Genomic DNA, 17,535 nt, shown 5'->3' with positions numbered 1-17,535 from the left:
GCGCCAGCGTGCGCGCAGCGGTGACACCGGCCATGCCCGCCCTACCCCACGGCCCGTGGCCATCATCGGGGCGGGCATGGCCGGTGTCACCGCTGCGCGCACGCTGGCGCAGGCCGGCTGGCCGGTCACGCTGTTCGACAAAAGCCGTGGCGCAGGTGGTCGCATGGCCACGCGGCGCACCGCATGGGGCGGCTTCGACCACGGTGCACAGTTCTTCACCGTGCGCGACGCGCGCTTTCGCCTGGCGCTGCGCGCCACCGACGCGCCCATCGCGCCGTGGGAGACCCCGCTGGTGCGTGTGCTCGACGACCGGGGCCGGCACATCGCGGCCGCTTCGCCCGCCACCGAAACGCGCTGGGTCGCCACCCCGGGCATGAATGCGCTCGTCAAGGCGTGGGCGGCCCCGCTGGCAGACGGCACGCTGGGGCGTGCGCACTGGATGGCGCGCGTGGTGCGCATCGAGCGCGACCCGCTCCAGCCCGGGGGCTGGCAGCTGCGCGTGGACAGCAGCGACGACAGCCCCACGGTGCACGGTGGCTACGGCGCGGTCCTGCTGGCCCTGCCCGCGGCGCAGGCGGTGGAACTGCTGCACGCCAGCGGCCTGGCGCCGCACTGGCAGGCCCGGCTCGCGGACGAGGTGCGCGTCGCCCCCTGCTGGACACTGATGGCCGCCTGGCCCCACGCCATGCAGCCCGGCCTCGACGGTCTGGGCCCACGCTGGCACGCCGCGCGCAGCGAGCACCACCGCATCGCCTGGGTCGCGCGCGAATCGAGCAAGCCTGGCCGCGACCCCATCGAACGCTGGGTCATCCAGGCCAGCCCCGCCTGGTCCACGCAACACGTGGACGACGACGCCGAGCGCGTGACCGCCAAACTGCTCAAGGGCTTTGCCGAAATCACCGGCATCCGCGCCGACCCCGCGCACGCGGTCGCGCACCGCTGGCGCTACGCGCAGACGCAACGCGCGCTGGGCGAGGCCTGCCTGTGGGACGCGACCCAGGGCCTTGGACTGGCGGGCGACTGGTGCCTGGGCCACCGCGTGGAGCACGCTTTTCTGTCCGGCCTGGAGCTCGCGCTCACGGTGCTGGAGGGAGGATGAGCGCGACGCCAGCCGGGTACCGTGGCCGCTTTGCCCCCTCGCCCACGGGGCGGCTGCACGCCGGCTCGCTGGTGGCGGCGCTGGCCAGCTGGCTGGACGCGCGCGCCCACGGCGGGGCGTGGCTGGTGCGCATCGAGGACGTGGACCGGCCGCGCTGCGTGCCGGGTGCCGACCATGCCATCCTCGCCCAGCTCGCGGCGTGCGGGCTGTCTGCCGACGAGCCGCCCTGGTGGCAGTCGCAGCGCGAAGCGGCCTACGCCGCTGCCTTGCAGCGCCTGGTCGAGGCCGGCTGGGCCTACCCCTGCGCCTGCACGCGCCAGGACATCGAAGCCGCTTGGGCCGCGCGCGGGGTGCCGCGCGAACGCCACCGCGGCCGCCCCTACCCTGGCACCTGCCGGCCCGAACACGGCGGCCTGCGCGGCCGCGCCCCGCGCGCCTGGCGGCTGCACGCCGGACGCGTGATCCGGGCGCTCGGGCTGCCGGTGCCGCTGGTATGGCACGACCGGCGCCTGGGCACACAGGCACAGGATGTGGAGGCGGCCGTGGGCGACTTCGTGCTGCGCCGCGCCGATGGGCTGTGGGCCTACCAGCTTGCGGTGGTGGTGGACGACGCCGCCCAAGGCATCACCGACGTGGTGCGCGGCGAAGATCTGGCCGACAACACGCCGCGCCAAATCGTGCTGCAGCGCGCGCTGGGCCTGCCCACCCCGCGCTACCTGCACACGCCGCTGGTGTGTGGCGACCACGGCGAAAAGCTCTCCAAGCAAAACGGCGCCCAGCCCCTGGAGCTGCGCGATGCGCATGCCGCGCTCGATGCGCTGGCCGCAGCCGCGGCCGTGCTGGGCCTGCCAGGCCCCGCCGCCACGCGCGACGCCAGCCTGCACGGCTGGATCGCGGCCTGGCGGCAACGCTGGGCCGCCCGCTGAAGGGCACTGCCTACAATCGCGCCCTGTGATGCTCCCGCCGTCCTCTCCCACCACCCCCAGCGCCGCGCCGCCCGACGTGGCGTACCCCAAAACCGTGCGCAGCTTCGTGCGCCGCGCCGGCCGCACCACGACCGGCCAGGCCAAAGCGCTGCAAACGCTGGGCCCGCGTTACGTGCTGCCGTACGCGCCCGCTGCGCTCGACGTCGAAGCCGCCTTTGGCCGGCGCGCACCGCTGGTGCTGGAAATCGGCTTTGGCATGGGCGAGGCCACCGCCCACATCGCACGGCTGCGCCCGCACGACGACTTTTTGTGCTGCGAGGTGCACGAGCCCGGCGTCGGCGCCCTGCTCAAGCGCATCGGGGAGCATGGCATCACCAACATCCGCATCGTGCAGCACGACGCGGTGGAGGTGCTCACGCACATGCTGGCGCCAGGGTCGCTCGACGGGGTGCACATCTTCTTCCCCGACCCGTGGCACAAAAAGCGCCACCACAAGCGCCGGCTCATCCAGCCGCCGTTCGTGGCGCTGCTGGCCAGCCGCCTCAAGCCCGGGGGTTATGTGCACTGCGCCACCGACTGGCAGCCCTACGCCGAACAGATGCTGGCGGTGCTCTCGGCCGAGCCGCTGTTGCGCAACGCCAGCACCGATCCCGCGCTGGGCGGCTACGCCCCACGCCCCGACTACCGTCCCCTGACCAAGTTCGAGCAGCGCGGCCTGCGCCTGGGCCATGGGGTGTGGGACCTGGTCTTCGTGCGCCGCGATGGATGAGACCGGGCTGTGGGCCGAACTGGCCGCGCTGGCCGAGCGCGCCGTCGGCCTGTCCGACCCCAACCCGCGCGTGGCGTGCCGCCTGGTGCTGCCCGACGGCCGCGCCTATGACGGCCACACGCAAGCCGCCGGCCAGGCCCACGCCGAGGTGATGGCGCTGCGCGCCGCCCAGGCCGCGGGCGCCGACGTGCGCGGCGCCACCGCCTACGTGACGCTGGAGCCGTGCAGCCACCACGGCCGCACCCCCCCGTGCTGCGACGCGCTGGTCGCCGCCGGCGTGGCGCGCGTGGTGGTGGCGGCTATCGACCCCAACCCGCGCGTATCCGGCCAGGGCGTGGCCCGGCTGCGCGCCGCTGGCGTGGCGGTGGACGTGCTGCCGGCGGACCACCCCGCCGCGCAGGCCACGCGCGAGCTCAACATCGGCTTTTGGCAGCGCATGCGCCACGGCCGCCCGTGGGTGCGCATGAAAGCCGCCGCCTCGCTCGACGGCGTCACGGCGCTGCCCAACGGCGTGAGCCAATGGATCACCAGCGAAGCCGCGCGCACCGACGGCCACGCCTGGCGGCGGCGCGCCGGCGCCGTGCTCACCGGCATCGGCACCGTGCGCAGCGACGACCCGCGGCTGGACGTGCGGCTGGTGCCCACGGTCCGCCAGCCGCTGCGCGTGGTGCTCGACGCCGGGCTGGACATCGACCCCGCAGCGCGCATCCTGCAGCCACCGGGCCAGGTGCTGATCTACACCGCCGCTGCCGACCAAGGGGCCGAAAAACGCGCGGCGCTGGCCGCCCTGGGCGTGGGTGTCATCGACCGCCCGGGCCCGCCCAAAACCGCCGGCGGCCCGCCCAAGGTCGATCTGGCCGCGGTGCTGGCCGATCTGGCCGCGCGCGAGGTCAACGAACTGCACATCGAATCGGGGGCCAAACTCAACGCCTCGTGGTGGCGCGCCGGGCTGGTGGACGAGCTGCTGCTCTACCTGGCCCCGCGCCTGCTGGGCGCTGGCGTTGGCCTGGCCGACCTGGGCCCGCTGACGCGCCTGGAGGACGGCTGGCCGCTGACCTTTGCCTCGGTGCAGGCGGTAGGGCCAGACCTGCGCGTGCTGGCGCGCGTGCCGGGCCGCGCCCCGTTTTGACGGCCGCGTGCTTTGCCATGGCGCACCTGCCCAAAAACGCCAACATCCCCATGCGCGATGGCGTCTCGCCCAGTTGTGTGGCGCTGCCACGGCTGCGGCACAGCCCCTGGCCCACCCTGCTGGACTATCTGGCCGAGCGGCTGCCGCGCATCCCGCGCGACGAATGGCGCGCCCGCCTGCGCGCGGGCGAGGTGCTCGACGACGATGGGCGCGCCCTCGACGAGCACACCCCCTACCTGCACGGCCAGCGGGTGTACTACTGGCGCACCGTGGCGGCCGAGCCGCCCATCCCGTTTCGGGAAACCGTGTTGTTTCGTGACGAGCATCTGCTGGTGGTGGACAAGCCGCACTTTCTGCCCGTCACGCCGGGCGGGCGCTATGTGCGCGAGTCGCTGCTCGTGCGGCTCAAGGCCGCGCTGGGCCTGCCCGAACTCAGCCCCCTGCACCGCATCGACCGCGAAACCGCCGGGCTGGTACTGTTGAGCGTGCGCGCGGCCGACCGCGACGCCTACCAACGCTTGTTCCGCGAGCGCCGGGTGGACAAAACCTACGAGGCCATCGCCCCGTGGCGCGACAGCCTGCACTGGCCCCAGCGCCGCGTGAGCCACCTGCGCGAGGACGAGACGGCCTTCTACCGCATGCGCGAGGCCGCGCCCGACGAAGGCCTGCTGCCCAACAGCGAAACCTGGATCGAGCCCATCGAGCGGCTCGGGCCCGACGGTCGCTGGGCGCGCTACCGCCTGCGTCCCGTCACGGGCAAGCGCCACCAGCTGCGCGTGCACATGGCGGCGCTGGGCCTGCCCATCCTGGGCGATCAGTTCTACCCGGTCACCCGACGTGGCCCTGGCGAGCCCGAGGACTACGCCCAGCCGTTGCGCCTGCTGGCCCACGCCATCGCGTTCGACGACCCGATTACCCAGCAGCGGCGGGCGTTTCAGAGTGCGCTCCGGCTCGCTCGCCCGACGGATGCCTGCTGAGGCGGCGATCCCGACACGCTTCTCGGCCGGCTGCTGTCGTCCCCGCTCATTGCCCCTGTCCCAGCGCGTAGCCGCGTTCGCCATCAAAGGTGCACAGGTTCTCCGTCTTGATGACATCGACACCGCGCGCCGTCAGGCCTTGCAGCAGACCGATGATGTCCGCGTGCGTGACCGATTGCCCCTGCGGCGCCACGAAGCGGCAGCGCCAATGGTCGGTGCAAAACGTCTCCGGGAACCCCCCCGGCCACACCTTCACCCCCCGGTTGGTGATCATCTGCAACGCAAACGGCGGCGTCAGCAGCGCGCTCAACTGCCCGGCCAGAAAATCCGCGCTCACACCCGCCGCGTGCACGAACACATCCACGCCCACCATCGCCTTGGCCGCCGCGGCGCGCCGGTGGGGCGCCACGGTGGCCACGCGGGCCACCTGCACGGGCGCGTCGCGGTCCACCTCGCCGTAGTGCACGGCGGCCAGCTTCTGCGGCCGCTGACCCAGGCGCTCGATGACCGCGTCGGCAAAGTCCATGCTGCCAAACGGCCGCCCGATGCTCAGGGACCCGTGCAGCTCGGCCGTGTGCACGCCGTCTTCGATGGTGCGCAGCCAGGCGTTGTGGATGGTTTCGGCCACCGCCGGCTGGCCGATGTGCACCAGCATCAGCACGGCGGCCAGCAGCAACCCCGACGGGTTGGCAATGCCCTTGCCCGCGATGTCCGGCGCGCTGCCGTGGATGGATTCGAACATGGCCACGTGGTCGCCAATGTTGGCGCTGGGCGCCAGCCCCACCGAGCCGGTCAGCTCGGCCGCGATGTCGGACAGGATGTCCCCGTACAGGTTGGGCGTGACGATGACATCGAAGCGCTCGGGCCGCGTGGCCAGCCGCGCCGCCCCGATGTCGATGATCAGGTGCTCGGTCTCGATCTCCGGGTACTCGCGCGCCACCTCGTCGAAGACGCGATGGAACAGCCCATCGGTCATCTTCATGATGTTGTCCTTGGTCATGCACGTGACCTTGCGGCGGCCGTGGCGGCGCGCGTAGTCGAAGGCGTAGCGCACGATCTTCTCGCAGCCCGGGCGGGTGATGAGCTTGAGGCACTGAAACACCTCATCCGTCTGCCGGTGCTCGATGCCGGCGTAGAGGTCCTCTTCGTTCTCGCGCACGATGACGAGGTTCATCTTCGGGTGCAGCGTGCGCACGAAGGGCGCGTAGCTCACGCACGGGCGCACGTTGGCGTACAGGCCCAGCGTCTTGCGGATGGTGACGTTGAGGCTTTTGAAGCCGCCCCCCTGCGGCGTGGTGATCGGCGCCTTGAGGAAGACGCGGGTGCGGCGCAGGCTCTCCCAGGCTTCGGGCGCGATGCCGGAGCTGTGGCCGGCCAGGTACTGCTGCTCGCCAATGTCGATGAACTCCGGCGCGATGCGCGCGCCCGCCGCCTGCAGCACGCGCAGCGTTGCCTCCATGATCTCGGGGCCGATGCCGTCGCCACGCGCGACGGTGATGGGGACCAGTTCGCTCATCTCGAATCCTTTTGCAAGGGGTTGACGATGGGCGCAGTGTGGCCGATCATGTGATCGATTTCAAATCATATATTCTGATTTTTTACATAGATTAGTATCGATGAATAAGATTCGCCCCCCGCGCGTCACCTTCCACCAACTGCGCACGCTGGAGGCGGTGGTGCGCCTGGGCTCGATCACGCGCGCGGCCGCCGAGCTGCACCTGACGCAGCCCACCGTCTCGGCCCAGATCCACGAGCTGCAGTCGGCACTGGACACCGCCCTGGTCGAGCCGGCCGGGCGCGGCATCCGCCCCACCGACGCGGCCCACTTGCTGCAGGCGGCAGCGCTGGACCTGTTCGCGCGCTGGCAGCGCTTCGAGGAGGACCTGCAGGCCCTGCATGGCCTGGAGCGCGGGCGGTTGCGCATTGCCGGTGTCACAACCACCGAGTACTTCATCGCCCAGTGGCTGCGTCGCTACACCGACCACCACCCGGGCATCGAGATCGAGCTGGCGGTGGACAACCGCGACGCCGTGGTGCGCCGTCTGCAGCAGGACGACACCGAACTGGCGGTGATGATGATGCCGCCGCAGGCGCCACCGCTGCAGCGCGTGCCGCTGATGCGCAACCCCCTGGTGCTGATCGGGCCCCTGGGGCACCCCTGGGCGGGCGCACGCCGCGTGCCGCGCGCGGCGCTCAATGGCCAGCCGATGCTCATGCGCGAAGCCGGCTCCGGCACGCGGCTGGCCACCGAGGCCTACCTGCACACGCATGGCCTGACACCGACGCTGCGCGCCACGCTGGGCAGCAACGAGGCCATCAAGCACGCCGTGGCGGCCGGCCTGGGGCTGGCCGTGCTGTCGCGCCACGCCCTGGCGGACGACCCCGCGCACGACGGGGTGGCGGTGCTGCCGGTGGCCGGCTTTCCCATCGAGCGGCGCTGGCTGCTGGTCTGGCGCAGCGACCGGCGGCTGTCGCTGGCGGCGCGCCGCTTCGTCGAATTCGTGCAGGACCACCCGCCTGGCGGGGACGCCGCCCCCACGGGCGACAGCCGGGCGGGCTAGACCCCGCCCCGCCGTCAGGCGCGCGCCGCCACCCAGGCGGCCACACCCGCCAGCGCCTCGCCCAGCCGGCTGGCATCGGTGCCACCGGCCATGGCCATGTCCGGTTTGCCACCGCCCTTGCCGCCGACCTGCTGCGCCACGGCGTTGACCAACTCGCCAGCCTTGATGCCGCGGGCCACGGCGTCGGGGGTCACGCCGGCGCACAGTTGCACCTTGCCGGCGTCCACACTGGCCAGCACCACCACGGCGTGGCCCAGCTTGTCCTTGAGCTTGTCCACCGTTTCGCGCAGCGCCTTGGCATCGGCGCCATCCAGGCGCGCGGCCAGCACGCGCAGGCCCTGGACCTCCACCGCCTGCGCTGCCAGCTCATCGCCCTGGGCCGAGGCCAGCTTGCCCTTGAGCGCCGCGACTTCCTTTTCCAGCGCCCGCACCTGCTCCAGCGTCTGGCCGATGCGGCCCACCAGGTCGGGCACCGGCGCCTTGAGCGCGGCGGCCGCCTCGTGCACCTGGGCCTCCAGGCCCTGCACGTAGGCCAGGGCGTTTTCGCCGGTCACGGCTTCCACGCGGCGCACACCAGCGGCCACGCCACCTTCGGCCACGATCTTGAACAGGCCGATGTCGCCCGTGCGGCGCACGTGCGTGCCACCGCACAGCTCGCGGCTGCTGCCGATGTCGAGCACGCGCACGGTCTCGCCATACTTCTCGCCAAACAGCATCATGGCGCCGGCGGCCTTGGCCGCCTCCAGGTCCATCAGCCGCGCTTGCGTGTCGGTGTTGGCCAAAACCTCGGCGTTGACGCGCGCCTCCACGGCGCGAATCTGTTGTGGCGTCAGGGGCGCGTTGTGCGCAAAGTCAAAGCGCGTGCGCTCGGGCGTCACCAGCGAACCCTTTTGCTGCACGTGCTCGCCCAGCACCTCGCGCAGCGCCTTGTGCAACAGGTGGGTGGCGGAGTGGTTGCGCATGGTGGCGGCACGCCGCGCCAGGTCCACCTGGGCCTGCACATGGTCGCCCACGGCCAGCGTGCCCTGCTCCAGCGTGCCGTGGTGGCCAAAGACGTCGGCCTTAATCTTTTGCGTATCCGCCACGACAAAGCGCGCCGAACCGCTGGTGATCACCCCGCTGTCGCCCACCTGGCCGCCGCTTTCGGCATAAAACGGTGTGGTGTCCAGCACCACGACCCCGCTTTGGCCGTGCTTGAGTTCGGCCACCGGCGTGCCGTCCACGTACAGCGCCACCACCTTGGCCGGCGCCTGCAGCGACTCGTAGCCGACAAAGGCGTTGGACGGGCCGGCGTAGTCCAGCACGCGGTCCATCTTGAACTTGCCTGCCGCGCGCGCCTGCGCCTTTTGGCGCTCCATGGCCGCCTCAAAGCCCGCGGTGTCCACGCGCACGCCGCGTTCGCGGCACACGTCCTGCGTCAGGTCGAGCGGAAAACCGTAGGTGTCGTGCAGCTTGAACGCAACATCGCCCGGCAGCGTGGTCTGGCCACCGGCCAGGGTCGCGTCCAAGATCTCCATGCCGTGCGCCAGCGTCTCGTAAAAACGCTCCTCCTCGGCCTTGAGCACCTCCATCACGCGCTGGGCCTGGGCCGCCAGGTTGGGGTAGGCCTCGCCCATCAGCGCCACCAGATCGGGCACCAGCTTGTGGAAGAACGGCGCCGTGCAGCCCAGTTTGTAGCCATGGCGGATGGCGCGGCGGATGATGCGCCGCTGCACGTAGCCGCGGCCTTCGTTGCTCGGGATCACACCGTCGGCCACCAAAAAGGCGGTGGCGCGGATGTGGTCGGCGATCACGCGCAGGCTGGGGCTGGCGAGGTCGGTGCTGCCGGTCTCGCGCGCCGCGGCACGGATCAGCGTGTCGAACAGGTCGATTTCGTAGTTGCTGTGCACGCCCTGCAGGATGGCGGCCAGCCGCTCCAACCCCATGCCGGTGTCCACGCAGGGCGCCGGCAGCGGCCGCACCGAGCCGCCGGGCTGCATGTCGAACTGCATGAACACGTTGTTCCAGATCTCGATGTAGCGGTCGCCGTCCGCGTCGGGGCTGCCGGGCGGGCCGCCGGGTACCTCGGGGCCGTGGTCGTAGAAGATTTCCGAGCACGGCCCGCAGGGGCCGGTGTCGGCCATCATCCAGAAGTTGTCGGACTGGTACTTGCCGCCCTTGTTGTCGCCGATGCGCACCACGCGCTCGGGCGGCAGCCCGATTTCCTGGGTCCAGATGTCGTAGGCCTCGTCATCCTCGTGATAGACCGTAGCCCACAGGCGCTCGGGCGGCAGCCGGTACACCTCGGTCAGCAGCTCCCACGCCCACTTGAGGCTTTCGCGCTTGAAATAGTCGCCAAACGACCAGTTGCCCAGCATCTCGAAGAAGGTGTGGTGGCGCGCGGTGTAGCCCACGTTTTCCAGGTCGTTGTGCTTGCCACCGGCACGCAGGCAGGCCTGCACCGACGCTGCGCGCACGTAGGGCCGCTTGTCGGTGCCCAGGAACACATCCTTGAACTGCACCATGCCCGAGTTGGTGAACATCAGCGTCGGGTCGTTGGCCGGCACCAGCGGGCTGGAGGCCACCACGGTGTGGCCGCGCTGGGCGAAAAAGTCCAAAAATGTGCGCCGGATGTCGGCCACGGAGAAAAACGGTCGGTCGGCGGCTTGGCTCATGGGTTTGACACACCAGACAGCGAAATCCTTCATTGTAAAGGGCGTGACCGCGCCGTCCCGTGACACCGGCGCCACACCGCCGCTGCGCTATGCTGACACCGATGCGACTCAACCTGATTTACGCCCGCGCGGCCAATGGCGTCATCGGCTGCACCCGCGACGGCCAACCCGCGATGCCCTGGCACCTGCCAGAGGACTTGGCGCACTTTCGCCGCCTGACGCACGGCTGCCCTGTCATCATGGGACGCACCACGTGGGCCTCGCTGCCGCCGCGCTTTCGGCCGCTGCCGGGGCGCGTCAACCTGGTGTTGACGCGCGACGCGGCCCGTGCGCGCGCCCTGCAGGCAGCCGGCGCCGTACCCGTGGCCAGCCTGGAGGCGGCGCTGGAGCATTGCCGCGCCCTGCGCGGCGCCGATGGGCAGCCCCCCGCCGAGGTGTGGGTGATCGGTGGCGCGCAGGTCTATGCCCAGGCCGAGCCGCTGGCGCAGCGCGCCGTGGTGACCGAAATCGAACGCGCCTTTGACGGCGACGCTTACGCCCCCGTGCTGGGGCCGGATTGGCACGAGACCGCGCGCGAGACGCACCTCAGCGCCGAGGGGCTGCCGTTTGCCTTCGTGACCTACGAGCGGGCCAACCGATCCAGCCAGACCTGCATCAGTTCACGGTAGGCAGGCAGCGCCGCAAAAATCTCATGGGCCAGCGCCTCGTTGTAGGTGTGCGCTGTCAGGTTGCGGTGATCGGCCATGGCCAGAGCCAGGCGTGCCTGCTCCTCGGTCAGGAGGCCGTTTTCCAGCGAAGCGCGGATGATCGGCTTGGGCGACGCCACATCCAACCGGCGGCTCAACCGATCCATGCCACCCCCTCGGCATCGATCGCACGCTGCAACCCCTCGGCAGCAGACCGGTAGTCCACCAGATCCACCCGAAAGGGGATGTGCGACTCCTCCAGCGCCTCGCGCACGCCGGCCAACACGTCGGGCGGAACCGGGGTCGGCGCGCGCAGCGCCACATCGATGTCGGATGCCCGCCGAGCATCACCCCGCGCCCGGGAGCCAAACAGCCACACGTCCGCCCCGTATCGCCGCACCACCGGTGCCAGGATACGGCCAATCGCCTCGCGATCACGCGGGTCGAGTCGTGTCCAGGCGTCTTTGCGGCGGGCCATCTTGCCATTTTACGAAGGCGGCGGCCGCAGGTAGCGCTCATCGGACCAGGTGGCCAGCCACTGCGGGGCAAAGGCCACGAACACGGCCGCAAACAGTCCGGTCAGGAAGGCGTCGCCCCAGGCCATGAGCCAGCGCGCCACCAGCGCCTCGTGCACGGTGACGCCCGCCATCAGGTGGTGGATGCCTTCGTACAGCGCGCCGGAGGCAAACAGCGCCACCGCCGTGCCGATGAAGCCCCGCCCCAGGGTGTAGATGAACACGTTGGGCGGCAGCCAGCGCCGCAGCGCCCAGCCGATGACCAGCGCCAGCGTGGCCGGCACCAGCCCCACCCAGACCCACTGCGACAGCACGGCCTCCCAGCCGGCGTGCCCCAGCCACCACACCGCCACGGCCACCGCCAGCAACACCGGCACCGCCAGCGGCCAGCCCAGCATCAGCACCAACAGGCTGGCACCGGAAAACTGCACCGCCATGCCCGACGGCAACTTCTGCGGCAGCAGCCAAAACCACGGCAGCAGCGCCAACGCCGCCAGGGTGGGCGTCAGCAGCGGCCCGCGCAGCAAACGCCACGGCCGCACCGCCAAGGCGGCCACCAGCGCCACGCCAGCCAACAGCAATTCCAGCATCACCACAGTGCCGCCATCCTACGCCCATCGCAGCGGCAGGGGCTTGCGTTGGATCAATCGCCCCCGCGCGCGCAGGGGCCAAGCGGCCGCGGCGCTGCCCAGCCGCCTCACATGCCGGGCAGGCCCGGCAGCCCGCCCTTGAGGCCACCCAGGCGCTTCATCATCTTCATCAGGCCGCCGCCCTTCATCTTTTTCATCATGGCCTGCATCTGCTCAAACTCCTTGAGCAGCCGGTTGACCTCTTGCACCTGCACGCCCGCGCCAGCGGCGATGCGGCGCTTGCGGCTGGCCTTGATGATCTCCGGGCGGCGCCGCTCCTCGGGCGTCATGGCGCAGATGATGCCCTCTTTGCGGCGGATGTCCTTCTCCGCCCGGTCCAGGTCGGCCTCGCCCGCCTTGGCGGCAATCTGCGTGGGCAGCTTGTCCAGCAGGCTCGACAGCCCGCCCATCTTCTTCATCTGGCGGATCTGTTCCAAAAAATCCTCCAGGTCAAAGCCACCGCTCTTGACCTTGGCCGCCAGCTTTTGCGCCTGTTGCAGGTCCACACCGGCCGTGACCTGCTCCACCAGCGCCACGATGTCGCCCATGCCCAGGATGCGCCCGGCATGGCGCTCGGCGTCGAACAGCTCCAACCCGTCGATCTTTTCGCTGACGCCGGCAAATTTGATGGGCGCGCCCGCGACCGCGCGCACCGACAGCGCCGCCCCGCCGCGCGAGTCGCCATCCAGCTTGGTCAGCACGATGCCGGTCAGCGGCAGCGCCTCCTTGAAGGCGCGCGCGGTGTTGACCGCGTCCTGGCCCTGCATGGCATCGACCACGAACAGCGTCTCCACGGGCTTGAGCTCGGCGTGCAGGGCACGGATTTCCTGCATCATCGCCTCGTCGATGGCCAGCCGGCCGGCCGTGTCCACGATCAGCACGTCAACGTAGTGCTTGCGCGCGTAGTCCAGCGCCGCGCGCGCAATGTCCAGCGGCTTTTGATCCGGCGTGCTGGGGAACCACTCCGCCCCCGCCTGCTTGGTCACCGTGCGCAGCTGCTCGATCGCCGCCGGGCGGTACACGTCGCCGCTGACGGTGAGCACCTTTTTTTTGCGCCGCTCGATCAACCACTTGGCGAGCTTGGCGGTGGTGGTGGTCTTGCCCGCGCCCTGCAAGCCCGCCATCAAAATCACCGCCGGGGGCTGCACCGCCAGGTTCAGGTCGGCCACGCCCTCGCCCATGGTGGCGGCCAGCTCGCGGTGGATGATGCCCACCAGCGCCTGCCCGGGCGTGAGCGAGCCGACCACCTCCTGCCCCAGCGCCTTGTCCTTGACGCGGGCGATGAAGTCGCGCACCACCGGCAAGGCGACGTCGGCCTCCAGCAGCGCCATGCGCACCTCGCGCAGCATGTCCTGCACGTTGGATTCGGTGATACGCGCCTGGCCGCGGACCTGTTTGACCAGACGCGACAGTTTCTCGGTGAGGGCGGATGCCATGGCGGGCCTTCTACTACACTAAGCGGATGATTGTATCGGCGAGTCCCTGGTGGACGGTGGCCCCCTCCGTGGGTGCGGCCGTGGGCTACGTCGCGTTGGCCGCCGGGGCCACGCGCATGGCACGCACCGCCGTCACGGCACTGACGGCCGCCGTGCTGTTGCTGCACGCGGTGGCGCTGCTGGTTGGCTTTGGCGCCACGCCGGTGCGCTTTGGCTTTGCGCCCACGTTGTCGGTCACCGCGTGGCTGGTGCTGGCCGTCTATGCCATCGAGACGCGGCTGTACCCGCAGCTGGGCAGCCGCTGGACGCTGGCCGGCCTGGGCGCTCCGGCCGTGCTGCTGGCGCTGCTCTTCCCCGGCAGCGCGTACCCCACGCTGCCCTCGCCGTGGCTGCCGCTGCACTGGGCGCTGGGCTTTGCGTCCTACGGCCTGCTGGGTGCGGCCGTGGCGCACGGTTGGATGATGCAGCGCACCGAACAGGCCATCCGCCGCGGCGGCGCGTCGGGGGCGGCACTGCCGCTGCTGGCGCTGGAGCGGCTGACCTTCCGCTTCGTCACCGCGGCCTTCGTGCTGCTGACGCTGACCCTGTTTGCTGGCTGGTACTTCACGGAATTGCTGCGCCCCACGGCCGGCTGGATCACCCACAAAACCGTCTTTACCGTCCTGTCTTGGACGGTGCTGGCCGTGCTGCTGTGGGGGCGCTGGCGCTGGGGCTGGCGCGGGCGGCTGGCGGTGCGCATGCTCTACGCCGCCGGCGCGCTGCTGCTGCTGGGCTACGTCGGCTCGCATTTTGTGCTCGAGGTGATTTTGCGGCGCGGCGCCTAAGCGCCCACCGCCAGCGGTTCGACCCATGTTCAAGTGGCTGCTCGTCATCGCCGTCGTCGTGCTGGGCTATGTGTGGTGGAAGCACCAACGCCAGCAAGAGCGCATGGAGCGCGCCCGCGCGGCCCGGCGCCCGCCGCCGGCGAGCGCATCCCCCAGCCCGATGGTGACCTGCCGCCACTGCGGCGTGCACCTGCCCGCCGCCGACGCCGTGCGTGGCCACCTGGGCCCCTATTGCAGCGATGAACACCGCCGGCTGGCCGAAGGCTGACGGCACGCGCGCGCAGGCACCGCCGCCCGCCGACTTTGCGCCCTCGTGTTTGGCGCCCAGCCCGCCGGCCGCGGCAGGCACGGCGTCGGGGTGGCCGCCCGAGGCCGGCACCGCGGCGCTGCCCCGGCTGTGGCGCATGCTCATGGCCGCGCGGCTGCTGCTTGCGCTGGCGCTGCTGGGGCTGCAAACCCACGCGTGGTGGAACGGCGCCGCGCCTGGCTGGATCGTCGCCTTGTGCCTGGCCCACACCGGCGTGTGCACAGCGGCCGCGGCCATGCCCGCCCCTCACACGCGGCCCGATGCGCGCTCGCTGCGCTGGCTGCCCACGGTTTGGGCCGACCTGGGCGTCTTTGCCAGCCTGCAACTGTTGACCGCGGGGGGCCTCAACTTCACCCCGCTGTTCGTGTGGCCGGTGCTGCAGGCGGCCGTGCTGGGCCCGCGCCTGCTGGCGTTGGGCAGCGCCGCCGCGGGCACGCTGGCGCTGCTGGCCGAAGCATGGCTGGGCACCGGCAGCGCCGCCGAAACCACGCGCTGGCTGCAAGCCGCCGTCACCGGCAGCGGCCTGCTGCTGGTGGGCTGGCTGTCCAGCCACCTGACCGCGCGCCTCATTGGCGAGCAGACCGCCGCCCAGCGCCACCGCCAGCTGGCGGTGTTGCAGGGCATGGTCAACCACACCATCGTCACCGGCTTGCGCGAAGGCGTCATCGTGCTCGACGCGCGCGGCCAGCCCTGGTACGCCAACCACGCTGCGCTGCACATGCTGGGCGTGCCGCCTGCCGGCGCAGCCGCTCCCAACCCCGCCGCTGCCTCAGACGCCGCCGCCGAGCCGCCCCCGTCGCCCGTGCGCGCGCTGCGCGATACCCCCGGCTGGCGCGTGCTGGCCGGCTGGGCGTGCGCCGCGGCGTCCAGCGACCCCGCCGAGCGGGTGCGCGACCTCACCCTGCCGCTGCCCGACGGTGGCCAGCAGCGCGTGCGCGCGCGCGCCCACCCCGTCCTGCCGGCGCCGCCCACGCCTGGCGCCACCGTCGTGTTTTTGGACGATCTGCACGCCATCGAACAGCGCGTGCGCACCGAAAAGCTCGCCGCCATGGGCCGGGTGTCGGCCGCCGTGGCGCACGAAATCCGCAACCCGCTGGCAGCCATCGCCCAGGCCAGCGCCCTGCTGCAGGAGGATGACCCCACCCCGGCCCAGCAGCGGCTGCTCACCCTCATCGAACAAAACGTGCGGCGCCTGGGCCGCACCGTGGACGACGTGCTCGAAAGCGCGCGCGTCCCCGGGCCGGACGGCGCCGCGTCCGCCGCGCCCTTGGTGTTGGATGAGGCCATCGACGCCATCGTGGCCGACTGGCTGCGCCAACGCCCCCAGGGCGTGCGCTTGCGCCTCGTGCGTGCCGCCGGTGCGGCGGCCGTGGCCTTCGACCCCGACCACCTGCGCCGCGTGCTGGTCAACCTGCTGGACAACGCCGACCGCCACGCCAGCGCCCAGCCCGGCGCCATCCGCGTGGACACCTGCGCCGACGCCCGCCAGGCCACCCTCACCGTCTGGAGCGACAGCCCCCCCATCGACCCCACGGTGCGCCAACACCTGTTCGAACCGTTTGTCAGCTCGCACAGCCGCTCCAGCGGCTTGGGCCTGTACCTGTCGCGCGAGCTGTGCCAACGCTATCATGCCGACCTGAGCCACGAACGCACCGAGCGCGACGGGCGTCGGGGCAATGCCTTCGTCATTCGGATGCCGGTCATCGACATCGCGCCATGAACCGCCGCGACGACCCCGCTGCCCTGCTCATCGTCGAGGACGAGCCCGACCTGCGGCAGCTCTACGAGCTGGCGCTGGTCAAGGTCGGGCTGGCGGTGGATGCCGTCGGGGACCTGGCGCAGGCGCGCGCGCGCCTGGCGCAGCGGCGCTACGGCGCGCTGCTGACCGACGTGCGGCTGCCCGATGGCAGCGGGCTGGAGCTGCTGCGCGACCTGGCGCGCGAGCAGCGACCCGAGCGCGTCATCGTCATCACCGCCTATGGCTCGGCCGACCATGCGGTGGAGGCGCTCAAGGCCGGCGCCTTTGACTACCTGACCAAACCCGTGGCCCCCGCGCGGCTGCGCCAGGCCGTGGCCACCGCGCTGGCCGCCGGGCGCATGGGCGCCGATGCCCTGGATGCCGCGCCGCCAAACGGCCCGGCGCCGCGGCCGGTCCCCGGCGCGGCCGACGCGCCCCCGCCACCGGCCGCCCCCGCTGCGGGTGACGGCGCGGCCGCCCTGCAGCGGCTCATCGGCGACTCACCGGCCATGCAGGCGGTGCGACTCACCATCCAGCGCGTGGCGCGCACCATGGCGCCGGTGCTGGTCACCGGGGAATCCGGCACCGGCAAAGAGCTCGTCGCCCGCGCCCTGCACGCCTGCAGCCACCGCGCCAGCGGCCCCTTCGTCGCCGTCAACTGCGGTGCCATCCCGGCCGACCTGCTGGAGAGCGAACTGTTTGGCCACCGCCGCGGCGCCTTTACCGGCGCCAGCGCCGACAAGCCCGGACTGTTTCAGGCTGCGGCTGGCGGCACACTGTTTTTGGACGAAGTGTCCGACCTGCCGCTGCCCATGCAGGTCAAACTGCTGCGCGCCCTGCAGGAGCGCGCCGTGCGCCCCGTCGGCGCCACCGCCGAGGAGGCGGTGGACGTGCGCATCGTCAGCGCCACCCACAAAGACCTGGCGCGCCTGGTGCAGGCCGGGCAGTTCCGCCACGACCTGTACTACCGGCTCAACGTCATCCCCATCCACGCCCCGGCGCTGCGCGACCACGCGCAGGACCTGCCCGCCATCGCCCACGCCATCCTGGCCCAACTGGCCCGGCGCGACGGCCTGCCGCAGCCCCCCACCCTCACGCCCGCGGCGCTGCAGCGGCTGCAGGCGCACCCGTTCCCCGGCAATGTGCGCGAGCTGGAAAACCTGCTCGAACGCGCCCTGGCCCTGCACCCCGGCCCCACACTGGACGCGCGTGTGAGCACATTGCGCAGCCCCCTGCCCTCCGCGGACCGGCGCTCGGGCGGCGGCAGGCCAACGCCGTCATCCTC

Annotated in this window: 17 protein-coding genes; 11 read left to right on the top strand and 6 right to left on the bottom strand. The window is 71.7% G+C overall.

All coding sequences use genetic code 11. The features are described from left to right. From Tther_RS11420 to Tther_RS11400, 5 genes are all read left to right on the top strand, one after another. Positions 1–1,099: NAD(P)/FAD-dependent oxidoreductase (locus Tther_RS11420; protein WP_425472829.1), on the top strand; the 1,099-nt coding region annotated here is incomplete at its 5' end. Further along, entirely contained in the window at positions 1,096–2,025 is a 930-nt protein-coding gene (gene gluQRS / locus Tther_RS11415; protein WP_143903962.1) for a tRNA glutamyl-Q(34) synthetase GluQRS, read from the top strand. The genes Tther_RS11420 and gluQRS, both read left to right, overlap by 4 nt. 28 nt (positions 2,026–2,053) lie before the next feature. After that, positions 2,054–2,794, top strand: coding sequence for a tRNA (guanosine(46)-N7)-methyltransferase TrmB (gene trmB / locus Tther_RS11410; RefSeq protein WP_143903960.1), 741 nt, complete (start codon positions 2,054–2,056; stop codon positions 2,792–2,794). Next, entirely contained in the window at positions 2,787–3,923 is a 1,137-nt protein-coding gene (gene ribD / locus Tther_RS11405) for a bifunctional diaminohydroxyphosphoribosylaminopyrimidine deaminase/5-amino-6-(5-phosphoribosylamino)uracil reductase RibD (RefSeq protein ID WP_143903958.1), read from the top strand. The genes trmB and ribD overlap by 8 nt, the downstream gene beginning before the upstream one ends. 17 nt (positions 3,924–3,940) lie before the next feature. After that, positions 3,941–4,900 (top strand): pseudouridine synthase, encoded by a 960-nt coding sequence (locus Tther_RS11400; RefSeq protein ID WP_143903956.1) that lies wholly within the window; start codon positions 3,941–3,943, stop codon positions 4,898–4,900. A 46-nt stretch (positions 4,901–4,946) separates the two neighbouring features. Here the strand turns inward: Tther_RS11400 and Tther_RS11395 are convergent, their stop codons facing one another. Beyond that, entirely contained in the window at positions 4,947–6,416 is a 1,470-nt protein-coding gene (locus Tther_RS11395) for an NADP-dependent isocitrate dehydrogenase (RefSeq protein ID WP_143903954.1), read from the bottom strand. Positions 6,417–6,516: 100 nt separating this feature from the next. Here Tther_RS11395 and Tther_RS11390 point away from each other — a divergent pair, with 100 nt between their 5' ends. After that, the gene (locus tag Tther_RS11390) at positions 6,517–7,461 is read left to right on the top strand and encodes a LysR family transcriptional regulator (protein ID WP_143903952.1); all 945 of its coding nucleotides are present in this window, start codon (positions 6,517–6,519) and stop codon (positions 7,459–7,461) included. Positions 7,462–7,475: 14 nt separating this feature from the next. On the opposite strand, the gene alaS is transcribed toward Tther_RS11390, so the two are convergent. Beyond that, a complete protein-coding gene (gene alaS / locus Tther_RS11385) occupies positions 7,476–10,115 on the bottom strand; it encodes an alanine--tRNA ligase (RefSeq protein ID WP_143903950.1) in 2,640 nt (879 codons plus the stop codon). A gap of 101 nt (positions 10,116–10,216) precedes the next feature. On the opposite strand from alaS, the gene Tther_RS11380 reads away from it, so the two are divergent. Beyond that, on the top strand, positions 10,217–10,783 hold the full coding sequence (locus tag Tther_RS11380; RefSeq protein WP_143903948.1) for a dihydrofolate reductase: 567 nt from the start codon (positions 10,217–10,219) through the stop codon (positions 10,781–10,783). On the opposite strand, the gene Tther_RS11375 is transcribed toward Tther_RS11380, so the two are convergent. The 4 genes from Tther_RS11375 to ffh all read right to left on the bottom strand — a co-directional run bounded on the left by Tther_RS11375 (position 10,735) and on the right by ffh (position 13,381). Further along, entirely contained in the window at positions 10,735–10,968 is a 234-nt protein-coding gene (locus tag Tther_RS11375; RefSeq protein WP_143903946.1) for a nucleotidyltransferase substrate binding protein, read from the bottom strand. The two genes, Tther_RS11380 and Tther_RS11375, sit on opposite strands and share 49 nt — an antisense overlap. Further along, positions 10,956–11,279: a nucleotidyltransferase family protein gene (locus Tther_RS11370; protein WP_143903944.1), complete on the bottom strand. Its 324-nt coding sequence runs from the start codon at positions 11,277–11,279 to the stop codon at positions 10,956–10,958. The genes Tther_RS11375 and Tther_RS11370 overlap by 13 nt, the downstream gene beginning before the upstream one ends. A 9-nt stretch (positions 11,280–11,288) precedes the next feature. Continuing rightward, entirely contained in the window at positions 11,289–11,909 is a 621-nt protein-coding gene (locus Tther_RS11365; protein ID WP_143903942.1) for a hypothetical protein, read from the bottom strand. 104 nt (positions 11,910–12,013) lie between these two features. Then, complete coding sequence (gene ffh / locus Tther_RS11360; protein ID WP_143903940.1) at positions 12,014–13,381, bottom strand: signal recognition particle protein; 1,368 nt, start codon at positions 13,379–13,381, stop codon at positions 12,014–12,016. Positions 13,382–13,407: 26 nt separating this feature from the next. Between ffh and Tther_RS11355 the strand changes: the two genes are divergently transcribed. The 4 genes from Tther_RS11355 to Tther_RS11340 form a co-directional block, all read left to right on the top strand. Further along, complete coding sequence (locus Tther_RS11355) at positions 13,408–14,205, top strand: cytochrome C assembly family protein (protein ID WP_143903938.1); 798 nt, start codon at positions 13,408–13,410, stop codon at positions 14,203–14,205. Between the two features lie 25 nt (positions 14,206–14,230). After that, positions 14,231–14,473, top strand: a complete 243-nt coding sequence (locus Tther_RS11350; RefSeq protein WP_143903936.1) for a PP0621 family protein — start codon at positions 14,231–14,233, stop codon at positions 14,471–14,473. After that, entirely contained in the window at positions 14,445–16,232 is a 1,788-nt protein-coding gene (locus tag Tther_RS11345) for a sensor histidine kinase (protein WP_143903934.1), read from the top strand. Before Tther_RS11350 ends, Tther_RS11345 begins: the two co-directional genes overlap by 29 nt. Next, a partial coding sequence (locus tag Tther_RS11340; RefSeq protein WP_143903932.1) for a sigma-54-dependent transcriptional regulator occupies positions 16,229–17,535 on the top strand: 1,307 nt, incomplete at its 3' end. The genes Tther_RS11345 and Tther_RS11340, both read left to right, overlap by 4 nt.

The organism is Tepidimonas thermarum (assembly GCF_007556705.1).
Classification (GTDB): domain Bacteria; phylum Pseudomonadota; class Gammaproteobacteria; order Burkholderiales; family Burkholderiaceae_C; genus Tepidimonas; species Tepidimonas thermarum.
Note: the sequence above shows the minus strand (reverse complement) of the source record. Positions and strands in the feature narration are given on the sequence as shown.

Excerpts from the sequence above, each read along its gene's own strand:
- gluQRS (WP_143903962.1), top strand. The coding sequence starts at position 1,096 with ATGAGCGCGACGCCAGCCGGGTACCGTGGCCGCTTTGCCCCCTCGCCC.
- trmB (WP_143903960.1), top strand. The coding sequence starts at position 2,054 with ATGCTCCCGCCGTCCTCTCCCACCACCCCCAGCGCCGCGCCGCCCGAC.
- ribD (WP_143903958.1), top strand. The coding sequence starts at position 2,787 with ATGGATGAGACCGGGCTGTGGGCCGAACTGGCCGCGCTGGCCGAGCGC.
- Tther_RS11400 (WP_143903956.1), top strand. The coding sequence starts at position 3,941 with ATGGCGCACCTGCCCAAAAACGCCAACATCCCCATGCGCGATGGCGTC.
- Tther_RS11395 (WP_143903954.1), bottom strand. The coding sequence starts at position 6,416 with ATGAGCGAACTGGTCCCCATCACCGTCGCGCGTGGCGACGGCATCGGC.
- Tther_RS11390 (WP_143903952.1), top strand. The coding sequence starts at position 6,517 with ATGAATAAGATTCGCCCCCCGCGCGTCACCTTCCACCAACTGCGCACG.
- alaS (WP_143903950.1), bottom strand. The coding sequence starts at position 10,115 with ATGAGCCAAGCCGCCGACCGACCGTTTTTCTCCGTGGCCGACATCCGG.
- Tther_RS11380 (WP_143903948.1), top strand. The coding sequence starts at position 10,217 with ATGCGACTCAACCTGATTTACGCCCGCGCGGCCAATGGCGTCATCGGC.
- Tther_RS11375 (WP_143903946.1), bottom strand. The coding sequence starts at position 10,968 with ATGGATCGGTTGAGCCGCCGGTTGGATGTGGCGTCGCCCAAGCCGATC.
- Tther_RS11370 (WP_143903944.1), bottom strand. The coding sequence starts at position 11,279 with ATGGCCCGCCGCAAAGACGCCTGGACACGACTCGACCCGCGTGATCGC.
- ffh (WP_143903940.1), bottom strand. The coding sequence starts at position 13,381 with ATGGCATCCGCCCTCACCGAGAAACTGTCGCGTCTGGTCAAACAGGTC.
- Tther_RS11355 (WP_143903938.1), top strand. The coding sequence starts at position 13,408 with ATGATTGTATCGGCGAGTCCCTGGTGGACGGTGGCCCCCTCCGTGGGT.
- Tther_RS11350 (WP_143903936.1), top strand. The coding sequence starts at position 14,231 with ATGTTCAAGTGGCTGCTCGTCATCGCCGTCGTCGTGCTGGGCTATGTG.
- Tther_RS11345 (WP_143903934.1), top strand. The coding sequence starts at position 14,445 with ATGAACACCGCCGGCTGGCCGAAGGCTGACGGCACGCGCGCGCAGGCA.